This window comes from Clostridium caldaquaticum (genome assembly GCF_023806125.1).
In the GTDB taxonomy this organism is placed as follows: domain Bacteria; phylum Bacillota; class Clostridia; order Clostridiales; family Clostridiaceae; genus Clostridium_AT; species Clostridium_AT caldaquaticum.
Genome location: NZ_JAMSKT010000005.1, coordinates 55,995 through 74,059 on the forward strand (window position 1 = coordinate 55,995; position 18,065 = coordinate 74,059).

Here is an 18,065-nt window from a genome sequence, read left to right on the forward strand (position 1 = left end):
ATCACCTCACTATTTCTTAATTACTAAGTAAATCTGGTGAAATATTAATACCCTTTTCTCTAAGCTTTTGCACAAACTTAGGCATAATTCCTGTAGAAACAAATTCTCCTCTTACTTTCCCTTTATTATCTAGCCCTCTTTGTTCAAACCTGAATATGTCCTGGAGTATTATAACATCACCCTCCATACCTTGAACTTCTGTTATATGAGTTATCTTTCTGCTGCCGTCCATAAGTCTTGACTGCTGAACTATTAAATCTATAGCTGATGCCACCTGATCTCTTATTGCCTTAACAGGCAAATTCATTCCTGACATTAAAACCATGGTTTCTATTCTTGAAAGCATATCTCTTGGAGAGTTAGCGTGTCCCGTAGTTAAGGAACCGTCATGTCCTGTGTTCATTGCCTGAAGCATGTCCAAAGCTTCCCCAGAACGAACCTCTCCAACTATTATTCTATCAGGACGCATTCTTAAGCTGTTTTTAACCAAGTCTCTTATAGTTATTTCTCCTTTGCCTTCTATATTTGCAGGCCTTGTTTCAAGCCTAACCACATGCTCTTGTGAAAGCTGAAGCTCGGCTGCATCTTCTATAGTTACTATACGTTCATCATTAGGTATAAATGACGAAAGAACATTTAAAGTTGTAGTCTTTCCACTTCCTGTTCCGCCAGAAACTACTATGTTCAGCCTTCCCTCAACACAATACTTTAAAAGCTCTGCCATTTTTGAATTCATTGTACCAAACCTTACTAAATCCTCAACTTTAAAAGGATCTTCAGCAAACTTTCTTATGGTTATTGAAGGCCCGTCTATAGCTAAAGGAGGAATTATAGCATTAACTCTGGAGCCATTAGGAAGTCTGGCATCTACCATTGGTGAGCTTTCATCTATTCTTCTTCCGATAGGTGCTACTATCTTTTTAATTACATGAAGCACATGATTATCATTTTTAAACTTAGCATCTGTAAGTACAAGTTTTCCATCTCTTTCAATATATACGTGAGCAGGTCCATTAACCATTATTTCAGTAACCTTGCTGTCAGCTAAAAGTCCTGTTATTGGTCCAAAACCAATTATCTCGTCTAAAAGTTCTTCTTTAATTTTGTTTTTTTGATTATTTGTTATATTTAAAGACTCTAGTTCTATGTTTTTAGCAATAATAAAGTTAATCTTTTGCTTTAAATCTTCATTATGCTCTGAAATATCATTAAAATCTATATCCAGCTCTTCAATTACTCTGTTTTGAATTTTCATTTTTAATTCAAAATAAGGATCTTTTTCTTTTTCATTAAACTTATGAGCTTTTTTATCAACATTTATCTCTTCTAATCTTTTTATTAGAGACATGTTATCTCTCCTTTTCCTAATCAACTAAATCCTTACATAGTTTTTCAATAGCTTTACCTATCTTTAACTTATTATACTTAGTACCTGAACAAAAGGGTTCTCCTTTATTTATTGAAACAAGCACAGTTTTTTCCTCTTCTGGAATTACTGCAAAAATTCCATCTTTAAATACCTCTTCTACATCCTTCCTGCTTATTCCGTAATCTGTTTTATATCTATTTATAACAAGCTTTACCTTGTTTTTATCATATCCAAGAGACTGCATTACCCTAAGTCCAAGCTTTGTATTTTTAAGTGATACAATATCCATATTCGATACAAAAACTATTTTTTCTGCATAGTCTAAAACATAAAGAGTAATGTCGCTGAAATTAACACCTGTATCTATGAGTATATAGTCATACTTTTTCTTAAATAAATTCATAAGTTTTTCAACACTATTCTTTGTTATATACTCTGCTGCCTCAGGTTTCCCTGGTGCAAATAGAATATCTAAATTTTCATTGTATTTATAAAGGCAGGGCATTACACTTTCATAGGAATCTAATTGTCCTTCATCAATTGCATCAAGAATTGTCTTTTCATTATATTCATTAACTAGCATGGAAATATCTCCAAACTGCAAGTCCATATCTAACAATAATACTTTTTTGTTTTTCTCCTTGCTGTAAACTAATCCCGAATTTAAAGCCAGAACTGACTTGCCGACTCCCCCCTTTGAGCTGAAAAAAGCTATGACTTTTCCTTCTCTAATTTCTTCTCTACTGCCCAAAGCCCTTATCTGTCTATCCTTATATTTATCATAAGTAACTTTAATTGTTTGTGTTAAACTGTCATAATTAAAAGGCTTAATTATATATTCCTTGGCACCATGAAACATAGCTTTTTTTAAATATTCATTTTCTGCCTGAACAGACATTATAATTACAATAACAGAAGGATACTCGTCAGTTATTCTTTCTGTAGCCTCCAAACCATTTAATACAGGCATATTAATATCCATTAAAACTACATCTGGCTTTACCTTAGGAATAAGTCTTAAAACTTCCTCTCCATTATCTGCTTCTCCTACAATCTCAAAAAGATTGTCTTCAAGACTTAAAATCTTTTTTATTACACTTCTTGTTTCTCCAATATCATCTGCAACTAATATTTTAATTTTCTTCATGGTACTCCTCCTGTATTACCTCTACTCCAGGCAACCTAAACTCACCACCTGCTTAAAGCTAGATTGCCCATAAAAGTCTAGACCTTTTACCATAAAGATTATTAATCTTTATGCCTCCTACGGCTCCAGAATAGGAATTTTAATTATTTCTCCTGTTACAATAATATCTTCATCATTTATATTATTTACTTCTTGTATTAACTTATATTTATCTTCATCACCAAAAAACTCTTTACTTATTTTTTTTAAAGTGTCTCCTCGCTTTACTGTATAGCTTTTATACTGTTCTTTATTTTCTTCTGCCTTCATAATGAGCTTTTTCCATGTTATTCCATATGTTTCGTTAGTACTATCATCTTTTATTGGTCTAAGTGCCAGTTTTAAACTTCCAATGTTTTGCGCTAATACCAGCTTCTCAATCTCTGAAGTTTTTACTGATAAAGTTACTAAATAAGTATTTACTGCTTGTTCAGACTCTTTATCTGTTTTTTTCTCTTCTCTATTTAACTGTTTGTTTACAGCAAGTATCTCAATATTTTGCAGGATTATCTTTGCTGTTTCTTCTCTAATTACCTTTGCACCATCAGTTTTTTCTGATAAATAAGCAACAATATCCACAAAATCTCCAGGTTTTATTAAAAAGGCAACTCCAGAATCCCCTGTAACATTAATAGTTATTGCTCTGTGGTTTTTCTCAATCTTTAAGCTAAGCTCTTCTTCTCCTTCACTTATAAGCTTATCCTTATGAAAACCTTCATTTTTTACAATAGTTTCCTTAGTGTACTTTCCAACAATTTCAGATGAATCCTTTATATAATCACTGAAAATCGCATTGTCAGTAACTTCAATAGACTTAATCATATTTTTATCTATCAGCGTTCTTGCAGGTATAGTTTCTGCTGCAACTAAAATTGCAGTACTTTTAACAGTTTCCTTTGGCTTTTTCAAGGATTTTAGGTACATAAAAACGGCTAAACTTGCCAAAAGTGCTAAAACGAAAGATAACAATATGAGTCTTTGACCAGTATTTTTCATTTTTACCTCCAATATTTTTCAAAAACACGTAAAAATTATTAATCTTTACGCACCTTTGCATAGACTTAACTTGTTAAAACATATCTATTTAGATAATTTTACTCCATATAAACCTGTATCTTTTAAATTCATATCTATTTCAGCATTAGTAACAAACTTAACAAATCGACCCGTTATTTCTATCTTACCTGATTTATTTTGTATATCTTCAACATAAAACTTACCAAAACCTGTAACCTTAATTTGCCCTTTTCCATTAACCTCAAAGCTGTCAACTAAAGGCAGCGTCCATAATCTTATAGAATACCTGGGAAAGTTATTAAAAGTACTTATTTCTGAATTTATATAATTTTTAATTTCATTAGTTGCTCCCGCCATGTTACCTGTCTCTGTATCTATGTAATCTCCTACTGATATTTTACCGTTGTACCCATAAAGAGCATTTGCCTTAAAAACGCTGGAACCTTGTCCACCAAGTGCTACAGCCCCATAATTACCGTTGTAGCCATCACCTGCATCTTGCTTAAGAGTTACTATATCTCCATAAGAAAAGTCGAAAATCTGAACTGCAAAAGGTCTTATTCCTCCTGTTATTGACTTTGCATAACCAATAACAGCTTTAGCTGATGCACTTACTTTGCTGTTTTCTATACCTATTACAGGAGCAAAGAAATGTTTTACATTTTTAGTCCCTTTTATTTGAATGTTTCTTTTATCTTCACCAACTGTTATTATTGCATCTTCTAATTTTAATTCATTTTTTTCAAGATATTCTGCAGCAGCTTTCTTTGCTTTATCAGTATTATCAGGCAGTTCAAGTGCTCCTGCTAAAGCCGCTGAATCCATAGCATTAATTAATTTTGCTTTTTCTACATATGCCAATCCTATATCTATGGCAAAAGCTGCAAATCCAAATATTGCAGCAACTAATAAACATAATAAAATAGCAGCATTACCTTTATTATTAAGCCTTTTCATTTAAGCTCCTCCTATTCTATTCTCATAGAAATATGTGTACTTAAAGTTACAACATCATTAAAAATACTGCTTATTATAGGTACTATAAGAGGATAGTTATAATCTATCTTTACAGTTAAAGTATCACCAGATTTTCTGCTGCTTTCTGTAGGCGTTATAGTTACTGTTAAATTAGAAGCCTCTAAGCTTGGAGAGACTGCTTTAATTATATTTTTAATTTCAATATCAGAACTTCCTAGTATTCCTGCTCTTGCTCCTTCTCTTGCTGCATTTTGTATGGAAAGATAAGAATTTATAATCATGCTAAATTGAACAATACCCATTATTAATAAGAGTAACAGAGGAAGTATAATTGCAAATTCTACTAATGCCTGCCCTTTTTTATTTTTTAAATTTTTCAACATAACCTCTCCCAATTTACAAAAGATATCCATATACTTTAAATGCCCTAATCAAATTCTTCCTGATTAGAGCATTTAAAAACGTGGATGTGATTTTATTATTTTTGGTGTGTGGATTAATTTTTATAATTTCTTAATTATTGCCTTTTATTAAAGTGCGTCTATTATTTCCTGAAACTTAGCACTTATTGCTGGCCCTAATAATACTAAAACTGCAATAACTACTATGGCCACAAGTCCTATTATTAATGCATATTCAACCATGCCTTGTCCCTTTTTATTTCTTAGCTTTGAAAATGCATAAGACTTAAATATTTGCAGCATATCCGTTCCTCCTTTTATTTTATCTTTTCTTTCCTTCTTGATATTATTATATTACTTATTTTCTTGATATTGCAGATTACAAGCGTCACATTATGCTAAGTTAAAAAGTCATAAAAAAATAGGGACCAAAGTCCCTAGTTATCTCCATACTTTATCTTATAATACTCTCTAATATTATTTTGAATTGCAATAATTGTTGCTTTAACACGATCATCTGCATTTATCTTCTTAAATAAGTTAGTAGCATAATTTTTTACTGTTTTTTCTGATAAATAAAGCTGCTTTCCAATTTCCTTATTGCTTAGACCATCAGAAATTCTAATAAGTACTTCAACTTCTCTTTTTGAAAGCTTATCTAAAATATTGCCCTCTTTTTTATCCTTGCTTCTTATATCAAGAAAAAGCAAAGAAACTAAGGACTTGTCAATATACTTTTCCCCATTATAAACCGATTTTATAGCACTTACAATTTCCGTGCCAGCAGAATCCTTTAACATATAACCATCTGCTCCAATATTAATAGCAGTATGTATAGTTCTTCTGTCATTTTCAATAGTAAGCATAATAACCTTAATGTTCTCATTTTGTTTCTTTATAATTTCCAGCACTTCTATACCATTTTTAAGAGGCATATTACAATCAAGAAGTACTACATCGGGACTGCATTCTTCCAAAAGCTTTAAAGCCCTTTCACCATTCTCCGCTTCTCCAATAATACTTATATCCTCTTCAAAATCAATAATTCTTTTAAGTCCCTGCCTGATAATATCATGATCATCCGCAATCAATACCTTAATTACCTCTTTTTTCATCCCTGATCACCTCACGATTAATAGGAAGCTTAACGCTGTATGTGGTTCCTGAACCTGGCAAAGACTTTATTTCAATTTCTCCCTGAAGCTGATTAACTCTATCAAGTATGCCTATAAGACCATAAGAAGCTCCTTTAGTTTTCACAGACTTTAAAGTTTCTTCCACATCAAAACCAATTCCATCATCTGATATAACAACCATCAAATACTTTGTTCCAAAATCCAGCTTTATTTCTGCATGTTTTGCCTTGGAATGTTTTTTAATATTATTAAATACCTCTTGAATTATACGATACACAGCTACCTGTATTATAGGTTCTATTTCTTCCTTTATAGGTTTTAACTTTAATTTTATATCAATATCAGCTTCTTGAGTAATTGCTTTTATCATTTGCTGCACAGTTTCATTAAGTCCTAAATCATCTAAAGACATTGGTCTTAAATCAAAAATAATATTTCTAACTTCCTTTAGTGCTATCTTCACGCTTTCTTTTAAACTAGAGAGTTCCTTAAGCCCTTCTTCTAAATCTTTTCGAAGAACTATATTGCAAATATCTACCTTCATTACAGCATTAGCCATATGCTGTGCTGGTCCATCATGAATATCTCTTGCTATCCTGCGCCTTTCATTTTCTTGAGCTTCCAGTATTTTTATACCAAGAAACATCTCAGAATTTTTATCTGTTTCTCCTAAAGCTGAAGATATATCACCTTCTAAATATCCTAGTGCAATACTTATCTGATTGATTACTTTTTCAGCACTTTCTATATTTTCAGCTGACCTTTTAAGCGCCAGCTCTAATTGTGTTCTTCTCTCTCTTAGCGCCTTTTCTTCATTTTTCTTAGTAAAGAATTTAACTCTAATATCAGAAGCTTTTTCGTAAGCTTCTTTAATATCCTTTTCCGTATATTTATGAAAGTCTGCAGATACCTCTGCCAGTCTTTTTCTCATTACTTTATCTTGCTTTTCAAGATTATCTACTTCATCGATTACCTGTGCAATATCCTTCTTTATTTGAACCAGCTGCGTTTTTAAGCCTTCCTGCTCAATTCTTATACTATCAACTATTTCAAGTATTTGTCCTCTGCTAAGGCCTATTTCTTCTATTACTTTTTTGATTATTTTATTAATAGCATCAATATCTAATTCAACATTATTCATCTTAACATCCCCTTCATATATGGCGATAAATTTATGTAAATATCAAAAAGGAAAGAAAACTGCCTAAAGCTAGAAATGGTCCGAAGGGAATATAATCTTTAGCCCCTTTTACTTTAAAAAGTAATAAAAAAATACTAATAACTGCGGATAAGGCAAAAGCTATAAAAATTGCCCATAAAACCTTATATGTGCCCAAAAAAGCTCCAATACCAAACATTAATTTAATATCCCCACCGCCTAAAGCCCCTGGGATAAGGGCTAAGAGAAACAGGATAATTCCTCCTGTAAGCATACCAGATAAACTCTTTATAAAAGATATATCTCCTGAAAATACAAAAAATAAACCGCATATTAATGCAATAATACAAAGCCTGTCTGGTATGATTTCATATCTTAAGTCTACAAATGAAACAACAATAAGAATTGCAGACATTACAACACCTTTAATAAATAACTTATCTAAACCAAACTTTATAAAAAGTATTAAAAACAATACTGCACTAACTGTAACAATAAAAAAGTTTATTGATTTTATTTTTTCTCCCGAAATATGGTAATAAATTCTATTTGAAGCTAAGTTTAGTAAAAAACCAATGAGTAATCCTATTAGAAAAATTATTATTGTCATACAAATCCTCTTTACGCTCACTTTTAATGATATGTTTAATTTAATTATATACAATAGCAAAAAATAAACAAGGGAATAAGAAGAATAAGGGACGGTTATCAATAATTAGCTTTTTAAAAATGCTTAAATTTGATAACCGTCCCTAAGTTACTAATTCTATATTCTGCTATTCCGAAAACTTCAATATCTGCAACAAAAAGTGTTTGAAAAAAGACAAAAAAAGTCCCCCTATTTTGAAATCGAAGATTTCAAAAAACTAAGAATATATATTAGCTCTTAGCAGCTGAAGCTTCTTGCATAGTAACCGTATATCCAAGTGCCTCTAATTGTTTTGTTAATTTCTTTACTTTTGTGTCCTTATTTAATGAGTTAAAATAGTCTGAACCAAGCTCGTGGTATGGTATTTTTTTAGATAGAATTTGATAAATTACTATTAGAATTGAATGAGCAACGGCAACAGCAGCTCGAAGTTTACCTCTACGAGCAGCAATTCTATGATACTGTGAGTAAAAATATGTATTTTTCATACGAGCACTAACCCAAGCAGCTTCAACTAGAATAGCTCTTAAATGTTTATTACCCTCACGAATTTGTCCGCTTTTTTTTTTACCAGCACTTTCATTATTACCAGGGCATAAACCAGCCCATGAAGCTAAATGATTTGCCGTAGGAAACCTGCTCATATCAGTACCAATTTCTGCAATAATAAGTTCTGCTGCTCTTTGTCCAATACCTGGTATACTATCTATCAATTCTATTAATTCTCTATCATCTTGCATTCTACTTTCAATTTCTTTTGATAAATCTTCAATTTGTTTATTAATAAAATCAATATGTTGAAGCTGAACTGAAAGTAACTTCTTCTGGTGCTCACCAATTAGCCCAGTTAAAGATTTTTGTAGTTCTGGTATTTTATTCTTTAATGTACCTTTAGCTAACAATGATAAAGCTTCAGGATTTAAGTTGCCATCAATAATAGAATCTAACATTTTTCTTACAGATACACCCATAATATTTGATGCTACAGAGGATACTTTAATATTTGCACCTTCTAAAATTTTTTGCACTCTAGTAACTTCACGTGTTCGTTCTTCAGTAATACTTTTTCGATATCTTATAAGCTCTCTTAGTTCTCTCTGGTCACGTGATGGAATATAACTTGCTCTAAGAAGTCCATGCTTTAAGAGATCTGCTATCCATTCAGCATCTTTAACATCAGTCTTTCTTCCTGGAACTGCTTTCATGTGTTTTGCATTTACTACTAGTGTTTTAATATTTTCTGCTTCTAGTAGGTTATAAATTGGTTTCCAAAACACACCTGTACTCTCCATGGCAACAGCTTCAGAACTACTTTTTTTAATATACTCAACTAGTTCAATTAAGTCTTCGGTCATTGTTCCAAATGTTAGGGTTTCTTTATTTTTACCATTAATAAAACAGGCAACAACCACTTTTTTATGAACATCTAATCCACAACACTTTTTGTATACAACTTGCATAACAATACTCCTTAAAAAATATATTATCGGTAAGCTTCTTTAAAATAGAATAATCTATTCCGCGTGCTTTCCCGGTTACTGGAAGCGACAATCTTCGATCCATAAAAGAAGCCAAATCAAGCTATCGCGCGAACTCGCAGTATCAATGCCATCCGATTATCTACCGATATTTAGGATTATTGCCAAGCTAAGAAGTTTTCATCATCTTGTGGTGAAAATAATTTTTCATGGGGAGCTATCGCAGCCCTAGCAAGGTATATACCTATATACTTAACTGCTTGTCTAGTATCATCTAGTCTTCTTTTTGCATTTACATAAAATCCTTTAGGATACTTTTTATACATACTGCTAATCAATTGTCTTGTCTTATAACAATTAAAATGTTTCTTAAATTATATCTAACAATATCTTTTGCCATGCTTTCTTTAAAAACGGATATGGTATATACTCTACACTTTTCCACCATTTATTTTTTTATCTATAGCTCCCTCAGTAACTAAAGCATGTACATGTAGATTCCATTTCAAATCTCTACCAAATGTATGTATTACCGCAATTACTCCTACCTCGTAATCACACTTCTTTTTCTTTTTATACCAATGAGAAATAACATTATATACGCCATCCTGTAGTTCTTTTAATAATTCCCTCCTGCTATAAAAGAAATTTCTTAGCTCTTCAGGCATTGTAAATACACTATGTCGATGAACAACTCTCAACATGTTTTCTTGTTGTTTTTCTGCCCATTTTAGTGTATAAAGCCTACCACATCTATTACAAAACTTACTTTTACATGTAAAAGGTACTTTAGTTATATCTCCACATGCTCCGCAAATATATTCAGCAAATCCATTCTTGATATCACTACAATTAATAGCCTTATTTACTAAAAAATCTATATGCTGTCGCATATTCTCAGAAACCCTATACCAATATTTGTTTTTAAAGTCATCATATCTATCAATTAATATTTCTTTAATAGTTATCTTTTTCGTATCCATAATATTAATATTACCACAAGTTATCCACAGATTTTAATTTTTATAGTTTCCTATAGAGTAAAAAAATATCAAAGCCGTAGGAGCTTATTTTTTCCTAAGGCTTTTTTTATTTCTATCCTCTGTTTAACTTTTTACTTTCTATTTAACACTGCATTTACAGCAACACCTACTATTGCCGCAAAGCTTAATCCTGATATACTTACTGTTTTTGTTACAGGTATTCCTATATTAACTCCTGCATATGTTGGCATAAGTCCTAGTATTAAAACTGTTGCCATTATTATTATATTCTTTATATTAAATTCAACTTTGCTGTTCTTTATTGTTTGAACACCTATTAGAGCTATCATTGAGTATAGCATAAAGCTTATTCCACCCATAACTGGTACTGGTATTGTCTTTAAGAATCCTCCAACCTTTCCTACAAACCCTAGAATCATTGCAAATGCTGCTGTCATTCTTAGGATTGATGGGTCATAGTTTTTAGTTATTGCAAGAACTCCTGTATTTTCACCGTATGTTGTATTTGCAGGTCCACCAATTAGTCCTGCCACCATTGTTGCAAGTCCATCTCCAAGTAGTGTTCTATTTAATCCTGGATCCTTTATAAAATCTTTACCTACAACTTCTCCATTTGTAGTAATATCACCTATATGCTCCATGAAAACTGCTAGAACAACTGGTGCTATTATTGCTATTGCCGCTATATCGAACTTTGGAAGAGTGAAATTTGGCACTGCGAAAATTGGTGATGTCTTAACTGCCGCTGTATCTACAATTCCCATACCTGCTGATAGGATATACCCAACAGTTACCCCTATTATTATTGATAATTGCTTTATAAGTCCTTTTCCTAAAACTGTAACTGATACTGCTGTAAGAAGTGTAAATATTGATACTGTGAAATTTGTCTTTGCACTTCCATATGCAACTGGAACTAGATTAAGTCCTATAACCATTATCATTGGTCCTACAACTTGTGAAGGAAGTACCTTTCTTATCTTTTCTACTCCTATCTTTTCAACCAAGAATGAAACTATTACATAGATTAGACCTGCTACAACTATTCCACCTTGTGCATATCTTAAATCTCCGTTATATACTTGTTTTACTGCTAGTATACCAGGGATAAATGCAAATGATGAACCTAAGAAAACAGGTACTTTTTTCTTTGTGCAGAAGTGGAAAATCATTGTTCCAAGACCTGCTGAAAAGATTGAAACTGATGGATCAAGACCTGTTAGAATTGGAACCAAAACTGTTGCTCCAAACATTGCAATTAAATGTTGAATTGCTAGTATAACTCTTTTTACCTTTTCCCAAGTAGAAACTTCTTGAACTGATAATTCCTTTGATAAAACCTCTTGTGCCATTATAATTCCTCCTCCTTTTTCAGCCTCTCAGGACTGATTTAAAAGTTTTTAGACATTAAAAAAACTTCTCACCCTGCTGGTAAGAAGTTATAGACGCACAAATATACATATAGATATCCATCCACTCTCTTACCAGCCTCACGGGACTGATTTAAAGAACTCATTCATCTTTATCATTATATCATGGTAAATTGTGCATTGCAACACTTTTTTGAGTACCAAATAGGAGAAAACGAAATACTAATTTTATTTTCAAATTTTCAATTAACCTATTTGGCACTAGTTATATATTAGCTATCCTATCTGCCACGTCCTTGGCATCCTCTATATCATGTGTAACAAATATTGATGTTGTATGAGATTTTTTTAGTATGTCTTTGATTTCATTTCTTATCTTTTTTCTAAGGTTTGCGTCTAGGTTGCTAAATGGTTCGTCTAGCAGTATAAGTGAAGGTTTTGGGGCGAGTGCCCTTGCTATTGCTACTCTTTGTTGTTGTCCTCCACTTAGTTCATGGGGATATCTTTTTTTAAAGTCTTTCATGTCTACTAGTTCTAATACTTCATCTAATATTCTTTGCTTTTCCTTTTTATCTACATTACCAACCCCAAACAAAACATTCTTCTCAACAGTCATATGAGGAAAAAGCGCATAGTCTTGAAATACCATACCTATACCTCTTTTTTCTGGCTCAATAAATATATCTTTATTATATAGTGTACTATTTTCAACTATTATCTCACCCATACTTGGCACTTCGAGCCCTGATATTAATCTAAGTATAGTGCTTTTCCCACTTCCGCTTGGCCCTAGAAGTGCAACTATCTCTCCCTTTTCAATCTCTAAATTAAAGTTTTTTATTTGATAATCCTTAGCATTTTTATATTTAAAACTCAAATTTTTTATAACAAAATACATACTACCTACTCCTTATCAACCCTATTTATAAAACTTATTGCAATTATACTAATTAATATAATTACAATTGCTGGAACAGATGCCTCTTGAAGCATTTCATCTGCAGCGTAATCAAATGTTCTTGTTGCTAGGGTATTAAAATTAAATGGCCTTAATAAAAGAGTTAAAGGAAGTTCTCTTATAATGTCTATAAAAACTAGTACAAGACTACTTATTATGGCTGGTTTTAACATAGGAATATCTATTTTTATAAATGTCTTGAATGTACTTTGTCCAAGCAATCTAGATGCTTCAAAGAACTTTTTTCCCATCTTTTCATATCCCGACTCTATTGCTTGATATGAAACTCCTAAAAACCTTATAACATAGGCAAAGAAAAGCATAAATATGCTAGTGGAAAGAATAAGCGTTTTGGAGTTTTCATTTATCATTAAATAAAGCCATTTTAGATTTCTATCTATATTAACAAACAATAATATTACAGAAATTGCAATTACAGCTGCTGGGACTGAATATCCAACCATTGTTGTTTTCGAAATTATTTTTGATAGAATTCCTTCATGAATGCTGCAATAGTTCCCTATAACTAGAGATATTATTGTAATAACAAGTGCTGCCGTAATTGATAAAGTCAGTGTATTTAAAGACATCATTATAAACGAACTATTCAAAACACGTTTATATGTTAAAGATGCAAAATACAGTAGTTGTAATGTTGGTATTAAAAATGATAGTAGAAATATTATAGTAAAAAAGCCTACAACTAAATTCTTTTTAATACCTGTTAATCTTTTTCTTGAAACAGGTTTAATTTTAGTATTACTATAACTATATTTTCTTCTTCCCCTCATGAATTTTTCAAATAAAATTACAGATACAACACCAACCATAAGTATTGCAGCAATTCTAACCGAAGACTCGACATCTCCAAGTGAAAACCAAGTTTTAAATATTGCTGTTGTAAATGTTTGAACACCAAAATACGAAACAACACCATAATCACTTAAAACCTCAAGTGCCACAAGTGTTGCCCCACTTACGATGGCAACCCTTGAAATTGGAACTATAACTTTGAAAAATATAGCTACATTTCCCTTACCTAGAAGTCTTGCACTTTCAACAAGTGTTGCTGACTGTTTTTCTAAAAATGATTTTGTTATTAAATATACATAGGGAAACAAAAATATAGTTAATATAAACACAGCCCCTTTAAGAGACATTATGTTAAAATACCTCTGATCAACTACAACATTAAATTTATTTCGAAGAAGAGACTGTATTATGCCTGTATAACTTAAAAGTCCATTATATGTGTAAGCTCCTATATATGGTGGTATAGCCATTGGGAGAACTAATATCCATTTAAAAAATCTTCTAAATGGAAAATCATAAAATGTAACAAAATATGCCGTTAAAACTCCTATTATCACAGTAAATAAAACTACTGCTATTGTTAGTTTTATACTATCTGCAATGTATACCTTTAGCATATACTGCTTAATATGTGCCCAGTTTTCATTAACTGGATTTATTAAATTCAAAACAATTTCAACACTAGGTAATAGAATTAATATTACAATTACAAAACTTATAATAGACCATCCATTTAAGTTCCTTTTTAAGCTAATTTTATTCATATTCAACACCCTTTTAAATAATCAAGGCCCATTATTAGGGCCTTTTTATTTTACTTCCAACCAATTTCATTAAATATTTCTACAGCATGTTTATTATGTTCACCAAGCCTTGACATTTCAATATTTTGTTTCTTAAAATCTCCCCAAGACTTTAGAAGTTCTGCTGCTTCAACCTTTGGGTTTGCAGGATATTCAAAGTTTGCTTCAGCAAATAGTTTTTGCGCTTCTTCTGAAGTTAAAAATTCGATTAACTTAATTGCATTTTCCTTATTCTTTGAAGCCTTTGTTAAACCAGCACCACTTATATTTATGTGTGTTCCCGTAGTGTCTTGATTTGGAAAGAATACTCCTACCTTTTTAGCTGCATTTACTTCTTCTTGGTCTTGTGAATTTAACATTTTTCCAATGTAGTATGTGTTTACAATTGCTATATCCCCTACACCTGCTGCAACAGCTTTTACTTGGTCTCTATCATTTCCTTGTGGCTCTCTTGCAAAATTTTGAACTAGACCCTTTGCCCATTCCTTAGCCTTATCCTTACCATTTATCTCTATCATTGAAGCAAGTAATGATTGGCTATATATATTTGTTGATGATCTTGTTAAAACTTTTCCCTTCAATTTAGCATCAGTTAGTGCTTCGTATGTTGAAAGTTCGCTTGGTTTTACTCTGTCTTTTGAATAAACAATAACTCTAGCTCTAACTGTAAGTGCAGCCCAAGTATTATCCTTATCTTTTAAATTTTGAGGAATGTTTTTATTTACTGTATCTGAATTAAATGATTGTAAAAGTCCTTGTTCTTTTGCCTTATGTATCCTTCCTGCATCGGCTGTAATTAGGATATCTGCCTGTGTATCTTGGCCTTCTCTTGTAAGTCTTTCTATAAGCTCATCTGATTTACCTTCAACTACATTAACCTTAATACCTGTCTTTTGGAAAAATTCTTCATAAAGTTTTTTGTCTGTATCATAATGTCTGTCTGAATATACATTAACAACTTGTTGATTTTGTTGCGTTGATGTTTTTTCTCCAGCTGTTTTTGCACAACCTGCAAATATTGAAGCTGACAATAAAAGTGCTGATGTTATTGAAAGTAATTTGATTTTTCTGTTCATGTTGAACCTCCCTTAATGAAATTATTTTTTAATTGAGAACAAATATCAATATCATTATATGGAACATATTCATTTTTGTCAATATGGCTTAAGGGACGGTTATTAATAATTAGCTTTTTTTTAAAAATGCTTAAATTTGATAACCGTCCCTAAGTTATAAATTTGATAACCGTCCCTAAGTTACTATAAATATTTATTTGCTTATTTAATATATTAATTTGTATAATAATAAATATCTTACTTTAAAGCTTAAAAACGGAGTCTTTATAAAGTACTTGGAAGACAAAGATTATTAATCTTAGCCTTAAGTATAAAAAATACAGGAGGAAAATTATTATGAAAACTAATAAAATAAAAAAACTAACCCCGCTTGCAGAAACAAAATTTTTAAGCCTTTATGATGCAGAATACGAAAATAAGAAAGGGGCTTTAAAGCACTGGATTATTGCTTCCAGAAAAGATTTTAATACCTTAAATGCACAATTTTCAGGAGAAAAAGAAGAAAACATTGATGCAGTTGTAATTGCTGCTTTTCATGAAGAACGCAAAAGCCTTGTGCTTATAAAACAGTTTAGAACACCTTTAAACGATTATGTTTATGAGCTTCCAGCGGGACTTTTAGATGAAGATGAAAGTATAGAAAAGGCTGTTAACAGAGAGCTAAAAGAAGAAACAGGTTTATCTCTTATAAAGATAAACTACGAAAAGACTAAAAATAAGGTTTATATTTCTGCAGGTATGACGGATGAATCTGTGGCTATGGTTTATTGCAGCTGCAAAGGCATTGTATCTAACAAATACTTGGAAGATGATGAGGACATAGAAGCAGTTTTAGTTTCTCAAGAAGAGGCTAAAGAAATGCTTAAAAAAGATATAAAAATGGATATAAAAGTATGGACAATATTACAAAGCTTTGCACTGCTTGGTGAGAAATTATTTTAAAACAGCTGGTTGTCCTACCTTCCAGCTGCTTTTTATAATTCCTTAGATAAAAACTCCCTGGCTTCATGAAAAATCTTTTTATAATATTTTAAATCATGAGGAACAAAATCCTTAATTGCTGCATCAAAACTTAATGGTATTTTACATCCTTCATCATTTACTTCATAGCCTTCAGCTCTTACATAATCAGCACTGCCTTCAAATAACTCTATAATATGTTTAAGAGAAATTTTAAACATACCTGTTACTTCTTCAGCCTGAATCTTGAAACTTTCCATAGGTATATTACAATTAAATAAAAACACATTTGCAAATTCGTTGTCTATAAAACTCTCTTCAGACTTCTGTTCTTTAATAACTCCTAAAGGTATAAGGTTCTCGAAGCTTACATGAACACCTAACTCTTCTTTAAGCTCTCTGATCCCCTCCTTAACCTCTTCTCCAGCACTTAAGTGTCCTGCGGAAGTTATATCTAAATGATTAGGATAAGTATCTTTTTCAGGATGCCTTCTTTGAAGTAAAATATAATCTTTATTATTTTCTTTAAAAACAAACCAGCACTGAAAAGATTTGTGCCAATAGCCCTTCTTGTGCACTACACTTCTAAGCTCTGTTCCTATATGTTCCATTCTTTCATTGTATATATCAAAATATTCTTCACACATCTTTCTAAGCTCCTTTTTATAATACGAATTTTAATATTAAAGGAAAAGTTATAGTACATAACAAAGTAGTGAGAAAAACTATTCCTGCTGAAAACTCCTTTTCTTTGTCAAAGCTTTCTGCAAAAATTGATGTAGTAGCTGCAGCTGGCATAGCTTGAAGTATTATCATTGTATTCATAACATTTGAGCTGTCCTTCATTAAAAGTGCTGCTGCATAAAAAAAAGATGGAATTATTATTAATTTAATAAAGGAACCATAATATATTGTCCAATCTTTGAATATTATTTTAAGGTCTGCTTTCGATAAAATTACTCCAATCATTATCATAGATAAAGGAGTGGTCATAGAGCCTACACTCTTTAAACTGCTGGTTATTATAGGATGAAGCTTTATATTAAAAATCATAATAGAAATTCCTATATAAACTGCTATAAGACACGGATTTAACAGTACTTTTTTTATTCCCTTTAAAGATAATCTGTCCGAAAAAAGAGCAACTCCGTACGTCCATACAAGCACATTAAAAAACATATTGAATATTGCAGCATACGCTACACCTTCAGCACCGTATATACTATTCATCACAGCAAAACCCATAAATCCGCAGTTAGAGAAAACATTAGCAAACTGAAGTATGTTTTTTCTCCTGCTTTTCACTGGAAGCAGAAAAATATAAGATAATATAGGTGTAATTATAAACACTATAAAGCTGTATAGAAAGCATTTTAAAATATTATCTGCAATTTCCTTACTGTAATTTAAGTTAAAAGAAGACACGATAAGCAGCGGCAGGGTAACTCTTAATAGCATTTCCGATAATGCTTTATTTACCTTGTCCGTTATTATTTCTCTCTTGCTGGCATAAACTCCTACAAGTATTATTAAAAACAATGAAATTACTTGTTCTATTACAGTTACACTATTCAAATTGTATCACCCTTTCGATATTTTATTATATCATATAAAAATCTTTATCCCTCTAAATTCATTATAATTTTTCAAAATTTTATTTATAACACATAAATTTATACATCATTACTGTAATAAATTGCTTCTTAAG

Annotated in this window: 19 protein-coding genes; 1 reads left to right on the forward strand and 18 read right to left on the reverse strand. The window is 31.4% G+C overall.

What is annotated here, in order from left to right; genetic code table 11:
• Positions 1-16: 16 nt before the first annotated feature.
• From M2651_RS04250 to M2651_RS04320, 16 genes are all read right to left on the reverse strand, one after another.
• Positions 17-1,348 (reverse strand): TadA family conjugal transfer-associated ATPase, encoded by a 1,332-nt coding sequence (locus tag M2651_RS04250; RefSeq protein ID WP_252131100.1) that lies wholly within the window; start codon positions 1,346-1,348, stop codon positions 17-19.
• A gap of 16 nt (positions 1,349-1,364) precedes the next feature.
• Complete coding sequence (locus M2651_RS04255; RefSeq protein WP_252131101.1) at positions 1,365-2,516, reverse strand: CpaE/TadZ family protein; 1,152 nt, start codon at positions 2,514-2,516, stop codon at positions 1,365-1,367.
• Between the two features lie 117 nt (positions 2,517-2,633).
• Positions 2,634-3,551: a Flp pilus assembly protein CpaB gene (gene cpaB / locus M2651_RS04260; protein WP_252131102.1), complete on the reverse strand. Its 918-nt coding sequence runs from the start codon at positions 3,549-3,551 to the stop codon at positions 2,634-2,636.
• An 84-nt stretch (positions 3,552-3,635) separates the two neighbouring features.
• Positions 3,636-4,529, reverse strand: a complete 894-nt coding sequence (locus M2651_RS04265; RefSeq protein ID WP_252131103.1) for a pilus assembly protein TadG-related protein — start codon at positions 4,527-4,529, stop codon at positions 3,636-3,638.
• Between the two features lie 11 nt (positions 4,530-4,540).
• A complete protein-coding gene (locus M2651_RS04270) occupies positions 4,541-4,933 on the reverse strand; it encodes a TadE/TadG family type IV pilus assembly protein (RefSeq protein WP_252131104.1) in 393 nt (130 codons plus the stop codon).
• A 147-nt stretch (positions 4,934-5,080) separates the two neighbouring features.
• Entirely contained in the window at positions 5,081-5,254 is a 174-nt protein-coding gene (locus M2651_RS04275; protein WP_252131105.1) for a Flp family type IVb pilin, read from the reverse strand.
• 134 nt (positions 5,255-5,388) lie between these two features.
• Positions 5,389-6,066 (reverse strand): response regulator, encoded by a 678-nt coding sequence (locus M2651_RS04280; protein WP_252131106.1) that lies wholly within the window; start codon positions 6,064-6,066, stop codon positions 5,389-5,391.
• A complete protein-coding gene (locus tag M2651_RS04285; protein WP_252131107.1) occupies positions 6,047-7,228 on the reverse strand; it encodes a sensor histidine kinase in 1,182 nt (393 codons plus the stop codon). Before M2651_RS04285 ends, M2651_RS04280 begins: the two co-directional genes overlap by 20 nt.
• Positions 7,229-7,259: 31 nt before the next feature.
• Entirely contained in the window at positions 7,260-7,856 is a 597-nt protein-coding gene (locus M2651_RS04290) for a prepilin peptidase (protein WP_252131108.1), read from the reverse strand.
• A gap of 269 nt (positions 7,857-8,125) precedes the next feature.
• Complete coding sequence (locus M2651_RS04295; RefSeq protein WP_252131109.1) at positions 8,126-9,355, reverse strand: IS110 family RNA-guided transposase; 1,230 nt, start codon at positions 9,353-9,355, stop codon at positions 8,126-8,128.
• Between the two features lie 176 nt (positions 9,356-9,531).
• Entirely contained in the window at positions 9,532-9,711 is a 180-nt protein-coding gene (locus M2651_RS14485) for a hypothetical protein (protein WP_434062134.1), read from the reverse strand.
• Between the two features lie 93 nt (positions 9,712-9,804).
• The gene (locus tag M2651_RS04300; RefSeq protein ID WP_434062135.1) at positions 9,805-10,356 is read right to left on the reverse strand and encodes an IS91 family transposase; all 552 of its coding nucleotides are present in this window, start codon (positions 10,354-10,356) and stop codon (positions 9,805-9,807) included.
• Between the two features lie 131 nt (positions 10,357-10,487).
• The gene (locus tag M2651_RS04305; protein WP_252131110.1) at positions 10,488-11,729 is read right to left on the reverse strand and encodes a uracil-xanthine permease family protein; all 1,242 of its coding nucleotides are present in this window, start codon (positions 11,727-11,729) and stop codon (positions 10,488-10,490) included.
• A 283-nt stretch (positions 11,730-12,012) separates the two neighbouring features.
• The gene (locus M2651_RS04310; RefSeq protein WP_252131111.1) at positions 12,013-12,645 is read right to left on the reverse strand and encodes an ABC transporter ATP-binding protein; all 633 of its coding nucleotides are present in this window, start codon (positions 12,643-12,645) and stop codon (positions 12,013-12,015) included.
• 5 nt (positions 12,646-12,650) lie between these two features.
• Entirely contained in the window at positions 12,651-14,282 is a 1,632-nt protein-coding gene (locus M2651_RS04315) for an ABC transporter permease (protein ID WP_252131112.1), read from the reverse strand.
• 50 nt (positions 14,283-14,332) lie between these two features.
• Positions 14,333-15,397, reverse strand: a complete 1,065-nt coding sequence (locus M2651_RS04320) for a Fe(3+) ABC transporter substrate-binding protein (protein WP_252131113.1) — start codon at positions 15,395-15,397, stop codon at positions 14,333-14,335.
• Between the two features lie 336 nt (positions 15,398-15,733).
• Here M2651_RS04320 and M2651_RS04325 point away from each other — a divergent pair, with 336 nt between their 5' ends.
• Positions 15,734-16,339 (forward strand): NUDIX hydrolase, encoded by a 606-nt coding sequence (locus M2651_RS04325; protein WP_252131114.1) that lies wholly within the window; start codon positions 15,734-15,736, stop codon positions 16,337-16,339.
• Positions 16,340-16,371: 32 nt separating this feature from the next.
• Here M2651_RS04325 and M2651_RS04330 read toward each other — a convergent pair whose 3' ends face one another.
• Together M2651_RS04330 and M2651_RS04335 are read right to left on the reverse strand one after the other, a co-directional pair.
• Positions 16,372-17,004: an NUDIX hydrolase gene (locus M2651_RS04330; RefSeq protein ID WP_252131115.1), complete on the reverse strand. Its 633-nt coding sequence runs from the start codon at positions 17,002-17,004 to the stop codon at positions 16,372-16,374.
• A 16-nt stretch (positions 17,005-17,020) separates the two neighbouring features.
• The gene (locus M2651_RS04335) at positions 17,021-17,932 is read right to left on the reverse strand and encodes an AEC family transporter (RefSeq protein WP_252131116.1); all 912 of its coding nucleotides are present in this window, start codon (positions 17,930-17,932) and stop codon (positions 17,021-17,023) included.
• Between the last annotated feature and the right edge of the window lie 133 nt (positions 17,933-18,065).

Coding starts and splice junctions, on each gene's coding strand:
- M2651_RS04250 (WP_252131100.1), bottom strand. CDS start 1,348: ATGTCTCTAATAAAAAGATTAGAAGAGATAAATGTTGATAAAAAAGCT.
- M2651_RS04255 (WP_252131101.1), bottom strand. CDS start 2,516: ATGAAGAAAATTAAAATATTAGTTGCAGATGATATTGGAGAAACAAGA.
- cpaB (WP_252131102.1), bottom strand. CDS start 3,551: ATGAAAAATACTGGTCAAAGACTCATATTGTTATCTTTCGTTTTAGCA.
- M2651_RS04265 (WP_252131103.1), bottom strand. CDS start 4,529: ATGAAAAGGCTTAATAATAAAGGTAATGCTGCTATTTTATTATGTTTA.
- M2651_RS04270 (WP_252131104.1), bottom strand. CDS start 4,933: ATGTTGAAAAATTTAAAAAATAAAAAAGGGCAGGCATTAGTAGAATTT.
- M2651_RS04275 (WP_252131105.1), bottom strand. CDS start 5,254: ATGCTGCAAATATTTAAGTCTTATGCATTTTCAAAGCTAAGAAATAAA.
- M2651_RS04280 (WP_252131106.1), bottom strand. CDS start 6,066: ATGAAAAAAGAGGTAATTAAGGTATTGATTGCGGATGATCATGATATT.
- M2651_RS04285 (WP_252131107.1), bottom strand. CDS start 7,228: ATGAATAATGTTGAATTAGATATTGATGCTATTAATAAAATAATCAAA.
- M2651_RS04290 (WP_252131108.1), bottom strand. CDS start 7,856: ATGACAATAATAATTTTTCTAATAGGATTACTCATTGGTTTTTTACTA.
- M2651_RS04295 (WP_252131109.1), bottom strand. CDS start 9,355: ATGCAAGTTGTATACAAAAAGTGTTGTGGATTAGATGTTCATAAAAAA.
- M2651_RS04300 (WP_434062135.1), bottom strand. CDS start 10,356: ATGGATACGAAAAAGATAACTATTAAAGAAATATTAATTGATAGATAT.
- M2651_RS04305 (WP_252131110.1), bottom strand. CDS start 11,729: ATGGCACAAGAGGTTTTATCAAAGGAATTATCAGTTCAAGAAGTTTCT.
- M2651_RS04310 (WP_252131111.1), bottom strand. CDS start 12,645: ATGTATTTTGTTATAAAAAATTTGAGTTTTAAATATAAAAATGCTAAG.
- M2651_RS04315 (WP_252131112.1), bottom strand. CDS start 14,282: ATGAATAAAATTAGCTTAAAAAGGAACTTAAATGGATGGTCTATTATA.
- M2651_RS04320 (WP_252131113.1), bottom strand. CDS start 15,397: ATGAACAGAAAAATCAAATTACTTTCAATAACATCAGCACTTTTATTG.
- M2651_RS04325 (WP_252131114.1), top strand. CDS start 15,734: ATGAAAACTAATAAAATAAAAAAACTAACCCCGCTTGCAGAAACAAAA.
- M2651_RS04330 (WP_252131115.1), bottom strand. CDS start 17,004: ATGTGTGAAGAATATTTTGATATATACAATGAAAGAATGGAACATATA.